We start from the raw sequence: 12,313 nt of genomic DNA, 5'->3' as shown, positions 1-12,313 counted from the left end.
GGAGAGGGGCTGCTTCCTGTGAAGCTATTGACATTTAAGTATCAAGATACGACTTACTGGGGCGTACTAAAAGAAGATGGAATTTATTATTCAGATCATCTGATTCAGTTTTTCCCTAATATGGGTTCCATCATCGAAAATTTTCATCACTTAAACCTGGAACAAGATCTGACTAAGTTTGTAAAGCTTGATGAGGTGGAAATTTTACCTCCATATCGACCAAATAAAACATCATGTGTATTGGGAAGAACTATTCTGAACATGCCATGGAAATGACGAATGATCCTAATTCGATTCCAAAAGATCCGGTTGTATTTACGAAGTCGCCATCTAGTGTGATTGGAGATGGACAACCTGTAAAGGCTCATTCCCATGTAACAGAACAGTTAGATTATGAAGGTGAACTAGCCGTCATTATTGGCAAAAAGGAATAAATATTACTAAGGAAACGCCTTAGATTATGTGTTTGGGTATACTATCATGAATGATATAACAGCTCGTGATCTTCAGAAGAAGCACCAGCAATTCTTTAAAGGGAAGTCCTTGGATACCTTTGCGCCTATGGGTCCATATATTGTAACTGCTGATGAGATTGAGGATGTACAAGAACTGTCAATCGTGACGAAGATCAATGACGAAGTTAGACAGAATGGCAACACGAAAGATATGATTTTTTCAGTAGCAAAACTTATTGAAATACTCTCGCAAGGGATGACTCTGGAACCAGGAGATATCATCGCAACGGGGACCCCAAGTGGAGTTGGTAAAGGTTTTAATCCGCCTAAGTTTCTGAAGGCAGGAGACTCTGTTTCCATTGAGGTTAAAGGAATTGGTACACTAACTAATACTATAGTAAGTTAGTAGAATATTATCTATTTAGTCAATAAAAAGATCCGTACTAGATGACTCATCTAAGTACGGATTTTTACTATTAATAGAACTTTATAATTAGATTTACTTATTACATAGTCTTTTTGTATGAAATTACTCCATTTTAGTTTACTAGAGTGAGCTTACGGTAATATATTGTAAAACTATTAAATGGAGGTGGATAAATGAAAAAGGTTATATATTTAGCCGTATTATTAGCCATAATATTTATTCCTTTAACCATCCAGGCTGAAGAGCAAATCTATCAAGTAACAACGGATAACTTGAATGTACGAGAAGGACCGTCTTACCAAGCAGATGTGTTGGCCCAATTAGACGAAGGTGATCAAGTTAGGGTGTTTGAAGAGTTTTATGGTTGGGTCAAGACTTATTTAGATGGTCAGGAAGTTTGGGTTGCTAAACATTATCTCGTAAAGCTAGACAGTCATGCGAGTGAGACAGAAGTTAATCATCATCAATCAAGTAATCCAATCAACTCCACTTCAGCAACATTAGATGGTTACAATATTGTGCTCGATTTTGGTCATGGTGGTAAGGATGTCGGTGCCATTGGTGCTGGCGGAGTTTTTGAAAAAGACTTGTTATTACAAACTGGTTTAAAAGTTGCAGAAGAACTCAGGGAAGCTGGTGCCACTGTCATTCTAACCCGTCAAGATGATACTTTTTTATCCCTGGGAAGACGAGCTGAATTAAGTAATTTATATCTGACGCACGCTTTTATCAGCCTTCATTATGATTCCTACAGAAATTCATCAGCAAGCGGAACGACCGTATTCTATTTTAATGACTCAAACCTTGCATCATCATTACATCATTCATTAGACGATTATACATCACTAAAAATCGCGGGATCAAACCTGCGTTCTACAAAGTATTAACTCATACTGAAGCTCCTTCAGCTTTAATTGAATTAGGTTTTATTTCTAATCCTACTGATTTATCCATCATTCAAACTAATCAATACCAGCAAAATATTGCAGATGCTGTGAAGAATGGGTTGATTGATTACTTAATTAATATTGAGAGTTTAAACCGTACTATGGAACTCATAGTGCGGTTCTTTTTGTGCTTACAAACTATTAATCTTAAAAAATATCAATCGCATGTTTATTTATTTGAGAGATTGGACATAACTAGAATCAACTCATTGAAAGGGAGGGTTTGTAGATGAAATTTTCTACGAAAGTTTTACTGGTGCTTAGTCTAGTAATCTTGTTTTCTATGACACTAACAGTACAAGCGGACGAGCAACCAGTCTATGAAGTGACAGCTGATTATTTAAATGTTCGTGAGAAGCCGAATGCTGACTCCACGATCGTAGCTGTCTTGAGTAAAGGTGATCAAATAAGAAAGTTTGCGGAAAAGTCAGGCTGGGCAAAAACGTTTATGATGGTGAAGAAGTTTGGGTGTCGATGCACTTTTTGAAGAAAGTTAAACAAGAAAAGGAAAACGATAAAGAAAAGAATACGGATACTGCTAAGAAATCTAAAAAGATTAAAGTTAACGTAGGACAAATTAATATCCGATCAGGTCCAGGTGTTGACCATGAGATTATTGATTTCTCAAAAAAGGTGAGAAGTTTCGTTTAGTTAGCAAGCAAGGTGATTGGGTTGAAGTTGATTTAGGTGATAGCAAAACAGGCTGGATAGCTGGATTTTTAATGACGAAACCAGGAGAATCAAAGGATAATTCTTTAGAAGGTCGTAAAATCGTACTAGATCTAGGGCATGGCGGAAAAGATGCTGGTGCTGTCGGTGTAGGTGGTGTTTTAGAGAAGAATTTATTATTAGATACTGGTCTTGTCGTAGCGGATAAGCTAAAGGATGCTGGTGCGAAGGTTATTTTAACTCGAGAGAAGGACCATTACTTAACTTTAGAAGAACGAGTGGAAATAAGTAAAAAGCATAATCCTGATGCATTTGTCAGCCTTCACTATGATTCATTCTATGATTCTACAGTAAGCGGGACAACGGTGTTCTATCATAGAGACGGTGAGTTAGCTGAATCTATGAAACTAGCCTTAGATGATGATCCGTCAATTAAAAGTCGAGGTGCTAAAAAAGCTTTATATAAAGTGTTAACGAATACGAAGTCTCCGTCTGTATTGTTAGAGTTAGGGTTCATTACGAATCCAAGTGAATTAGAGATTATTCAAAGTGAAAGTTATCATAAAGAAGTTGCCGAAGCCATTAAAAACGGTCTTCTAAAGTATTTTGACTAAATAAGGATGCTGGGACAAAGTATGTTTAATCTAGAAGAAGACGAATATTAGAGGAGAGGTCAATCCCTAATATTCGTCTTCATTTTAGCTGTGTCAAAATGCTTCGCTTTCCGCAGGCACGGCGCGGGCTTCGCCAAACTCTCTCCTGTTCGTTTGGCGTGATTTTCAGCTCGTGCTGTTCTGCGACGATCTGGACGATCTAGTGTCGGCGTTGGCCACAAATGCTACTTGCATTACTTCTTTGCTTAAGTTTGCGCCGAGTAATCGCAGGCGCAGGACGTGGCCGACCTTAGCCGACCAGGAGTCTTGCATTTTGACTACGCTAATTACACTCAATATTCGTTTAAAGAAAAGCTATTTTTCTTTTGTCCCATCCTTCTTTCTTAACTTAACCGATGAAATGTATCTTTTAGTTGTTCATACAACCCTTGATAAATATCAAATAGCTCTTGATACGTTTGATGATTCGCTAAATCAGGTTCAATTTCTGTTTTCATCGGAATCGACTGTTTAATATCTTCAAGCTGATAGTTCTGAATCGCACATAATGCAACCCAGGCCGCGCCCCAAGCAGAGCTTTGATGACTTTCAGGTACTTTAACAGGTTTTCCAAATGTATCAGCCAACATTTGTAACCAAAGGGAAGAACGGGCGAAACCACCACTTGCGAAGAGTGTTTCGTGATGATTCCCTAATCGTTCCAAAACGTGACCAATGTGATAGATCGAGTAAATAACACCTTCCATACTTGCCCGAATAAGGTGTTGTTTTTGATGGTGTGGCTGTAATCCAATATAGCTACCTTTTGCCTTGGCATCCCAAAACGGAGCACGCTCACCGTTTAAATAAGGCATAAATAATAGTTTTTCAGAACCTGCTTCAACTGTTTTCGCTAGCTGCGTCATCTCATCCATGGAGAGAAGGTGATGTTCGGTTGACAGTAAATCCTGAACCCACTTTAAAACGATCCCTCCGTTATTCGTCGGCCCGCCGGTAATCCAAGAGTCTTTTGTAAATGAATAAGAGAAAATTTCTTGCTTCGAATCAAGTAACGGTTCACTTGAAAACTGACGAATCGCACCGCTTGTTCCAATTGTAATGGCAGTTTCACCAGGATTAATCGCTCCAATTCCGAGGTTGGCTAGTGGACCATCGCTTCCGGCCAACACAATTGGTGTGTGTCGGTTAATCCCCATTTGTTCTGCAGTTTCTTTGCGCATATTCGTTAAAGAGGTATAAGGTGAAACGGGCTCAAACAATTGATCTTTAGATAAGTGAGCTTCTTTTAAGGCTGCCTCATCCCATTTAAGTTCATGAATGTTAAACAGACCTGTTGCAGCAGCCATTGAATAGTCGACGATTTTTTCACCAAACCAGCGATAAATCAAGTACTCTTTTACTGAAACAAAAAATCGGCTTTTGGTAATACTCAACCTCATATTTATTCAGCCATTTTAATTTAGCTAGTGGACTCATCGGATGAAGCGGTGTGCCTGTGTTCAAATAGATGCTTGATGAGATCTCGGGTGATTCGTCCGAGCTTCGTTTATCCGCCCAAATAATAGCATTCGATAATGGCTGACCGTTCTGATTCATCGCAATCAAGGAATGCATAGCCGTTGAAAAGCCAATTCCAATTAGATTGTCTGAATGTTCATAGACGGTTTCACGAATAGCCTCAATTGTAGCTTTCTCTATCTGAGCAGGGTCCTGTTCAGCCCAGCCAGCTTCAGGGTGAAGGATTGGGTAAGGTTTTTCACTTTCTGATAATACCTTTCCATTTAAATCAAATAAAACTGCTTTTGCACTTGTTGTTCCGATGTCTAAACCTAGTATGCATGTCATTGAAAACATCCTTTATAAACGTTTTTTTGAGATGGCTTGTCGCATACGATTCACAGCCGAAGTGGATTTTTCTAATGTTTTAATATGATAATTGACATAAAGTGCGTCAATGATGCTGAGTTCCGCGATTCTTGAAGCTAAAGCTTCTGAGCGATACTCTGTTTCCTCTGACACCGTGTATAACGGTACGTCAACTGCTTCAGAGAGTGGTGATTTTGCGAAGTTTGTGATGGCAACTGTAAAGACGCCTCGTTCCTTTGCCATTTCAACCACATCTAATAAGTCAATATTCGCCCCTGTATGTGAAATAAAAAAGGCGATGTTATTTTTGGTCATTTGAGATGTTGCCATGAGCTGCAAATGCGTATCAGCGTAGGCATGAGCATTGACGCCGATTCTTAAAAACTTATGCTGAGCATCTTGCGCCACAATGCCAGAGCCACCATTTCCAAAAAAATAAACGCAATCAGATTTTATTATGCGATCAATGACTTGTTCCAGTGTGTTGCCGTTTTGAATTTCTTTGGTGCGCTCAATCGCCTGAATATTTGATTGGAAGACTTTTTCAGTGATCTCAAGAACTGAATCATCTTCACTAATTTCCTCGTGAATATCTTCAATAGGTGCTACAACCTCGGCTGCAAGTGCAATTTTTAATGCCTGATAGCCTTTAAAACCTAATCGTCTACAAAACCTAAATACCGTTGCCTCAGCTATTCCGAGATCATCTGCTACCTGATTAATGGTTGTATGGATAATTAGTTGAGGGTTACGCAAAATATATGTAGCTATTTGCTTTTCTTTTTCACTAAATTGACTCATCGATCCTCTGATTCGATTGAGAACAAATTTTTGAGATTGTTCAGTCATGATAAAACCTCCGCACTATAACTTTACTACTATAATAATAGCCTAAACGAAATTTTTTTTCAAAATGAAGAGATAAATGTGAAAAAAATTTTAATAAAAGTATTGATGTAAGAAAAATTTATTGTATAATCAAAGTTGAGAAAAAAAAATTTTCATATTGTTTCGAGAAAGGAGTTACCAAATGCAAGTTGGATTAATTGGTCTTGGGAAAATGGGATATAACTTAGCATTAAATCTCATGGACCATGGACATCAGGTTGTAGCTAATGACGTAAATAAAGACCAAGTCCAGAGCATCGCTGAGGCTGGAGCAACACCAGCTAACAGTTTGGACGAACTGGTAAACAAGCTTGAGAAACCAAGAACCGTTTGGGTTATGGTTCCAGCTGGAGAGGTTACCGATCAGGTAGTTGATCAGCTCAAGCATGTGCTTGATGAGGGTGATCGAGTGATAGATGGTGGTAACTCCAACTATAAAGATAGCCTTCGTCTTGCAGAGTCGCTACAGGAAAAGGGAATTTTCCTTTTCGATGTAGGAACAAGTGGTGGTACTGAAGGAGCTCGTCATGGTGGAAACTACATGATTGGTGGGGACCAGGAACAGTTTAAACAAATCGAGCCAATCTTCAAAGACACCGCAGTTGAAAACGGTTACCTTTACACGGGCCGTAGTGGGAGTGGCCACTTCTTAAAGATGGTTCACAATGGAATTGAATATGGCATGATGCAAGCCATTGCTGAAGGGTTTGAAATTCTTGAGAAGAGTCCATTTGACTATGATTATGAAGCGGTATCAAAAGTTTGGAACAATGGTTCTGTCATACGCTCATGGTTGATTGAGCTCATGCAAAACGCGTTCTCTAAAGATGGCAACTTAGAATCCATTAAAGGCGTTATGAACTCATCAGGTGAAGGTAAATGGACTGTTGAAAGCGCCATCGAGTTTGAAATGGCTGCGCCAGTGATCGCGATGTCACTTATGATGCGCTATCGTTCGCAGGAAGATGACACGTTCTCTGGTAAAGTGGTTGCAGCATTAAGAAACGAATTTGGTGGACATGAAGTTGTGAAGAAATAATTTTATTTATAAAAATTTATTAAAGGGGTTGTATGAAGTGAAAAAGTTAATGACTTTATTTGCTTTATCACTACTAGCATTTGTATTAGTTGCTTGTGGTGGTGGAGATAGCGAAAGTGAAGGACAGAATGGTGAAAATGAAAGCGCTTCAGAGTCAGAAGGTGGCGAAAAGGTGATCCGAGCTGGTATTGGTCTAAACTCTGAGCACCCACAGTACAAAGGACTACTAAAATTTAAAGAGATTGTTGAAAAAGAAACTGATGGTGCGATTAAAGTGGAAACTTATCATAGTGGTCAGCTAGGTGACGACCGTACGATGACTGAAGCATTACAATTAGGTACTCAGGAAGTAACAATTCCATCGACAGCACCTATTGCTAACTTTGTTCCAGAATTCAGTGTATTCGATATTCCATTCTTATTCCCAAGCGAAGAAGTAGCAGACAAAGTGTTAGCTGGTGATGTAGCACAGGGTCTACTTAAAAAGCTTGAAGAGAAAGACTTAGTTGGACTAGCTTACTGGGAAAACGGTTTCCGTGACCTAACAAATAGCGTACGTCCTGTTAAAACAATTGAAGATTTTGAAGGTCTAAAAATCCGTACTATGGAAAATGACCTACACCTTGAAGCATTTAAAGCATTAGGTGCGAACCCAACACCAATGGCATTTACTGAATTATTCACTGCACTACAGCAAGGTACAGTTGACGGTCAGGAAAACCCATACGCAACAATTTATTTAGAGAAATTCTATGAAGTACAAGATTACGTGTCTAACACGCACCATGTTTATAGCCCATTCGTATTCTTAATGAGTAAGCAATTCTACGATGGACTTTCTAAAGAACAGCAAGAAATCGTTCGTTCTGCAGCTAAAGAAGCTGGTAAGCATCAGATCAAACTAAACCGTGAAGCTAACGCTAAATACCTAAAGAATTTACAAGAAGAAGGTATGGAGTATTCAGAAATTAGCGATGAAGAGCGTCAGAAAATGGTAGATGCTGTTCAGCCTGTTATCGAAGAATTTAAGAGTGATATCGGAGCAGAAACAGTTGACGGCATTATGAAAGCTGTAGAGGAAGCTAAAGCAGAATAATTGATCAATCACATGATATAACAACAGGTGCCCCACCTAAACTCTTGCTGCCCAATTGGGTGGCAAGAGTTTTGCCTTATTATTTAAAACTTTATAATACGGGGAAATTGGTAAGCATTGAGGTGAAAACATGGTCATTTTAAAGAAAATTGAACAACATTTAGAAGAATGGCTGCTCGTTATTTTAGGATCGGTTATGACTGCGGTTATTTTTCTACAAGTTGTAATGAGGGAGACGGGAAATTCTCTTTCTTGGTCTGAAGAATTAGGTCGTTACTGCTTTATATGGCTTGTTTATATCGGTATTAGTTATGGCGTTAAGAAACAAAGGCATATCAAAGTAGATGTCATGTTAGTTTTATTAAAAGATAAATGGAAAATTGTATTATCACTCATTGCGAATATTTTATTCCTAGTGTTTGCAGCATTAGTGGTTTATTACGGTTCAGAAATTTCTTCTAACTTATTAAGACTTGGGCAAAAGTCACCTGCCTTACAGGTTGAAATGGGAATTGTTTATTTAGCAGCACCAATTGGTATGGGACTTACTGTAATCCGTCTCTTGCAAAATATGTATCATCAAGTGCTCATGCTTATTGGTAAAAAAGAAATAGACGTCGCTGACGAACGAGAAAGAATTTTAGAAGAAGAGGAGGAGTTAACAGATGACAGTAACGGTCCTGTTCGGTAGTTTCGCATTATTATTACTTCTAAGTGTTCCGATTGGAATTGCGTTAGGGATCTCAACGCTAGTTACGATTATGTATTCTGAATCTGTTCCAATCCTCTTCTTAATGAAGGAATTAATTACGTCATTGGATTCATTCCCGATCATGGCGGTACCATTCTTTATTTTAGCAGGAGAGATCATGGGTAAAGGTGGTATTTCGGAGCGGTTATTCAATTTCGCAAACGCACTCGTTGGTAGTAAAACAGGTGGCTTCGCGATAGCGACTATTATCACTTGTATGTTCTTTGCAGCGATTTCAGGTTCTGGTCCTGCAACCGTTGCAGCGATTGGTTCAATTATGATTCCAGCAATGGTCCGTAAAGGGTATGATAAGCCATTTGCGACGGCAACCGTTGCAGCAGCAGGCTCGCTCGGTGTTATTATTCCGCCAAGTATTCCGATGGTCATCTACGGTGTAACTGGTGGTGCATCAGTCGGTGATATGTTTATCGCTGGGATTTTACCTGGTATTTTAGTTGCTGTTGGTCTAATGGCGTGGGCGTATATTTACTCGAAGAAGAAAGGTTACAAAGGTACGCTTGAGAAGGTAACGTTTAGCCATATTCTGAACACGTTTTGGGATGCTAAATGGGCGATGATCATACCAATTATTATTTTAGGTGGAATCTATGGTGGTTATTTCACACCAACAGAAGCAGCTGTTGTAGCAGTTGTTTATGGAATGCTTGTAGGCTTATTCCTACACAGAGAGTTGAAAATTAAACACTTACCAAAAATCATTGCTGATTCTTCTTTAACAACGGCAACAGTATTAATTATCGTTGGTACGGCAAATGCATTTGGTAAGCTATTAACGATTGAACAAATTCCAAATCAGATCGCTCAGTGGATGTTAGCCTTAACTGATAGTAAAATTATTCTAATTCTACTGATTACAGCCCTATTATTACTAGTTGGTTGTTTCATGGATACAATAGCCGCGATCATTATTTTAACGCCAATCTTACTTCCAATTGCCTCAAATATTGGGTATGATCCGATTCACTTTGGTATCATCATGGTTGTGAGTCTTGCGATTGGATTCATTACTCCACCGCTTGGGGTTAACTTGTTCGTTGCATCGGGAATCTCAGGTCTCTCGATTGAACGGATTTCGAAGGCTGTTATACCTTTTTTCTTCGCAATGGTGTTCTCTGTCTTAATGATCGTGTTTATACCTGAAATTTCATTATGGTTAATCTCATTTGGAGACTAACCATTAGCTGACAGAGTGGTCATGACCATTCTGTCAGTTGCTTTTATATAACAGTTGTTGAATGATGGCGGCGACTCCTGCGGGAAAAGCACGAGTCTCGAGACCCCACAGAGCGAAGTATGAGCTCGAGGAGGCTCGAGTCGTGCCCGCGGAAAGCGCCGCCTGTCACATAGATATCTTATTTAACATCTAAGGAGTGCATGATATGAGTAAGTTGGAAGACCTAAAGCGACTTAAGGAATCAGGCGTTGTTGCGGTACTAAGACGTGTCCCAAAGACCAAATTATTTCCGTTAGTTGAAACGCTAGTGAGTGCTGGAGTTAATGTGCTTGAGCTTACGGTTGATAGTGAAGATGCTTACCAGTCCATTAAGGAATTAAGAGACCATTTTAATGATCAAGCTTTAATTGGTGCCGGTACGGTATTGACTGTTGAGGAAGCGACTCAAGCAATAGATGCAGGGGCGCAGTTTATTTTTTCACCATCTTTTGATGAGGATGTTGTTAATGTGAGTGCGGACCGTGACGTTATTTCGATTCCTGGTGTTTTAACACCAACTGAAATGGTTAAGGCTCACCGTGTCGGCGCTGATGTTGTGAAAATTTTCCCTGCATCAGCGGTTGGTCCAAAATACTTAAAAGATCTGCAAGGCCCATTAGGTCATATTCCGATGGTTCCAACAGGTGGTGTGAATGTTGATAATACAGCATCCTTCATACGAAATGGGGCCGTTGCTGTTGGAATTGGCGGATCTTTAATTGATAAAACTTTAATCGAACAAGAAGACTGGGCTGGTCTTAAAGCGAAAGCTGAAGCGTTTAAAACTGAGGTCGGTAAAGGAAGGGGTGCATAAAGTGAAAATTACAAAGCTAACGACGTATGTCGTGCCGCCGAGGTGGTGCTTCTTAAAAATTGAGACAGATGAAGGTATCGTTGGCTGGGGTGAACCTGTCATTGAAGGGCGCGCTGAAACAGTTCAAGCTGCGGTTCATGAACTTGAAGACTATTTAATAGGAAAAAACCCTCTTCATATTGAAGACCATTGGAATGTTATGTATCGTGCTGGCTTTTATCGCGGAGGCCCTATTTTAATGAGTGCGATTGCAGGAATTGATCAGGCGTTATGGGATATTAAAGGTAAGTATTATAACGCGCCTATTTATGAGTTGATGGGTGGTGCTTGCCGTGAGTCCATTAAGGTATATTCATGGATTGGCGGTGATAGGCCGTCTGACGTTGGAGCGGCTGCAAAGGAAGTTGTAGACAAAGGTTTTCATGCGATTAAAATGAACGGAACTGAAGAGCTTCAGTATATCGATACGCACGATAAACTGGATCAAGTTGTCGAACGCGTTCGAGCTGTTCGAGATGCAGTAGGGCCAAACATCGGAATCGGTATTGATTTTCATGGACGAGTTCATAAACCAATGGCTAAAATGTTAGCAAAGGAACTTGAACCATTCAGGCTTATGTTCATTGAAGAACCCGTTCTTCCTGAGCATAATGAAGCATTAAGAGATATTGCGAATCATACAGCCACCCCAATTGCGACAGGTGAACGAATGTATTCAAGATGGGATTTTAAACCTCTTTTTGAAGATGGTTACGTTGATATTATACAGCCGGATTTATCACATGCTGGTGGTATTACAGAGGTTAAGAAAATTGCAAGCATGGCTGAAGCTTATGATATGGGGTTAGCTCCTCACTGTCCACTTGGTCCAATTGCGCTTGCTGCGTGTTTACAAGTGGATGCGACAAGTCATAACGCGTTTATTCAGGAACAAAGCTTAGGCATTCATTATAATAAAGGTAACGACTTGTTAGACTATATTGAAGACCGATCCGTTTTTGACTATCAAAACGGACATGTGAAGTTGCCTCAAGGTCCTGGGCTAGGAATTACGATTAATGAAGATTATGTTAAAGAAATGGCTGAAAAAGGTCATCGCTGGCGCAACCCTGTGTGGAGACATCAAGACGGAACCGTTGCCGAGTGGTAATCAATTCAATTTGGAGGTGCTCTTATGTCAGAAACCATTAGTGAGAATATTCGCATTCAGTTGACTGATGCTCAAACGATTATGGATTTAAGTCAGTTAATACAAAAATATGATGCAGAGATATTTTTAAAAAAGAATGTTCATGGTAGTATGAGAGAAGCGAATTTAAAAAGTATCCTAGGCTTAATAAATCTTCAGTTGTCAGGTGATGATGAAGTGACGATTATTTGTGAAGGGCCGGATGCTAAAGAAGCGTTAGAAGCGATTAAAGATTTTTTAAATCAATAGTTTTGTGGGAGCGTCTGTAATCAGGCGCTTTCCTTTTGATTAAACATCAAGATATTTGATAGGAAGCTGGTGTAC

13 protein-coding genes and 3 pseudogenes are annotated in these 12,313 nt (G+C 39.5%); 13 read left to right on the top strand and 3 right to left on the bottom strand.

Annotation, left to right across the window (positions count from 1 at the left end; translation table 11 throughout):
- Window positions 1-18: 18 nt before the first annotated feature.
- The 6 genes and pseudogenes from JCM13188_RS21650 (at window position 19) to JCM13188_RS02230 (ending at window position 3,112) form a co-directional block, all read left to right on the top strand.
- Window positions 19-276 (top strand): hypothetical protein, encoded by a 258-nt coding sequence (locus tag JCM13188_RS21650; protein ID WP_054751826.1) that lies wholly within the window; start codon window positions 19-21, stop codon window positions 274-276.
- Window positions 228-861: pseudogene (locus JCM13188_RS17570) on the top strand (fumarylacetoacetate hydrolase family protein); the annotation flags it as partial. The gene JCM13188_RS21650 and the pseudogene JCM13188_RS17570, both read left to right, overlap by 49 nt.
- A 194-nt stretch (window positions 862-1,055) precedes the next feature.
- Window positions 1,056-2,062, top strand: a pseudogene (locus JCM13188_RS02240) (N-acetylmuramoyl-L-alanine amidase family protein).
- Complete coding sequence (locus tag JCM13188_RS02235; RefSeq protein WP_054751820.1) at window positions 2,059-2,316, top strand: SH3 domain-containing protein; 258 nt, start codon at window positions 2,059-2,061, stop codon at window positions 2,314-2,316. Before JCM13188_RS02240 ends, JCM13188_RS02235 begins: the two are co-directional and overlap by 4 nt.
- Window positions 2,313-2,480 (top strand): hypothetical protein, encoded by a 168-nt coding sequence (locus tag JCM13188_RS17565; protein ID WP_279401259.1) that lies wholly within the window; start codon window positions 2,313-2,315, stop codon window positions 2,478-2,480. Before JCM13188_RS02235 ends, JCM13188_RS17565 begins: the two co-directional genes overlap by 4 nt.
- A 71-nt stretch (window positions 2,481-2,551) precedes the next feature.
- Complete coding sequence (locus JCM13188_RS02230) at window positions 2,552-3,112, top strand: N-acetylmuramoyl-L-alanine amidase family protein (RefSeq protein ID WP_054751818.1); 561 nt, start codon at window positions 2,552-2,554, stop codon at window positions 3,110-3,112.
- A gap of 383 nt (window positions 3,113-3,495) precedes the next feature.
- Here the strand turns inward: JCM13188_RS02230 and JCM13188_RS17560 are convergent, their stop codons facing one another.
- From JCM13188_RS17560 to JCM13188_RS02220, 3 genes and pseudogenes are all read right to left on the bottom strand, one after another.
- Complete coding sequence (locus tag JCM13188_RS17560) at window positions 3,496-4,308, bottom strand: FGGY-family carbohydrate kinase (protein WP_279401278.1); 813 nt, start codon at window positions 4,306-4,308, stop codon at window positions 3,496-3,498.
- A pseudogene (locus JCM13188_RS17555) lies at window positions 4,303-4,957 on the bottom strand (FGGY family carbohydrate kinase); the annotation flags it as partial. The pseudogene JCM13188_RS17555 and the gene JCM13188_RS17560, both read right to left, overlap by 6 nt.
- A 12-nt stretch (window positions 4,958-4,969) precedes the next feature.
- Window positions 4,970-5,827, bottom strand: coding sequence for a MurR/RpiR family transcriptional regulator (locus tag JCM13188_RS02220; RefSeq protein ID WP_054751817.1), 858 nt, complete (start codon window positions 5,825-5,827; stop codon window positions 4,970-4,972).
- 181 nt (window positions 5,828-6,008) lie between these two features.
- On the opposite strand from JCM13188_RS02220, the gene gnd reads away from it, so the two are divergent.
- The 7 genes from gnd to JCM13188_RS02185 all read left to right on the top strand — a co-directional run bounded on the left by gnd (window position 6,009) and on the right by JCM13188_RS02185 (window position 12,238).
- Window positions 6,009-6,905 (top strand): phosphogluconate dehydrogenase (NAD(+)-dependent, decarboxylating), encoded by an 897-nt coding sequence (gene gnd / locus JCM13188_RS02215; protein WP_054751815.1) that lies wholly within the window; start codon window positions 6,009-6,011, stop codon window positions 6,903-6,905.
- Window positions 6,906-6,942: 37 nt separating this feature from the next.
- Entirely contained in the window at window positions 6,943-8,001 is a 1,059-nt protein-coding gene (locus JCM13188_RS02210) for a TRAP transporter substrate-binding protein (RefSeq protein ID WP_054751813.1), read from the top strand.
- Between the two features lie 130 nt (window positions 8,002-8,131).
- Window positions 8,132-8,692 (top strand): TRAP transporter small permease, encoded by a 561-nt coding sequence (locus JCM13188_RS02205; protein WP_054751811.1) that lies wholly within the window; start codon window positions 8,132-8,134, stop codon window positions 8,690-8,692.
- Window positions 8,667-9,947: a TRAP transporter large permease gene (locus JCM13188_RS02200; RefSeq protein WP_054751810.1), complete on the top strand. Its 1,281-nt coding sequence runs from the start codon at window positions 8,667-8,669 to the stop codon at window positions 9,945-9,947. The genes JCM13188_RS02205 and JCM13188_RS02200 overlap by 26 nt, the downstream gene beginning before the upstream one ends.
- Before the next feature lie 205 nt (window positions 9,948-10,152).
- On the top strand, window positions 10,153-10,800 hold the full coding sequence (locus tag JCM13188_RS02195; protein WP_054751808.1) for a bifunctional 4-hydroxy-2-oxoglutarate aldolase/2-dehydro-3-deoxy-phosphogluconate aldolase: 648 nt from the start codon (window positions 10,153-10,155) through the stop codon (window positions 10,798-10,800).
- Between the two features lies 1 nt (window position 10,801).
- Window positions 10,802-11,950: a galactonate dehydratase gene (dgoD, locus tag JCM13188_RS02190; RefSeq protein ID WP_054751805.1), complete on the top strand. Its 1,149-nt coding sequence runs from the start codon at window positions 10,802-10,804 to the stop codon at window positions 11,948-11,950.
- Between the two features lie 24 nt (window positions 11,951-11,974).
- A complete protein-coding gene (locus JCM13188_RS02185; protein ID WP_054751803.1) occupies window positions 11,975-12,238 on the top strand; it encodes an HPr family phosphocarrier protein in 264 nt (87 codons plus the stop codon).
- The last annotated feature ends 75 nt before the right edge of the window (window positions 12,239-12,313 follow it).

The organism is Piscibacillus salipiscarius JCM 13188, assembly GCF_001311865.1.
Classification (GTDB): Bacteria; Bacillota; Bacilli; order Bacillales; family Alkalibacillaceae; genus Piscibacillus; species Piscibacillus salipiscarius.
The sequence above is the reverse complement of the archived record's forward strand: the minus strand, read 5'-3'. Positions and strand labels throughout refer to the sequence as shown.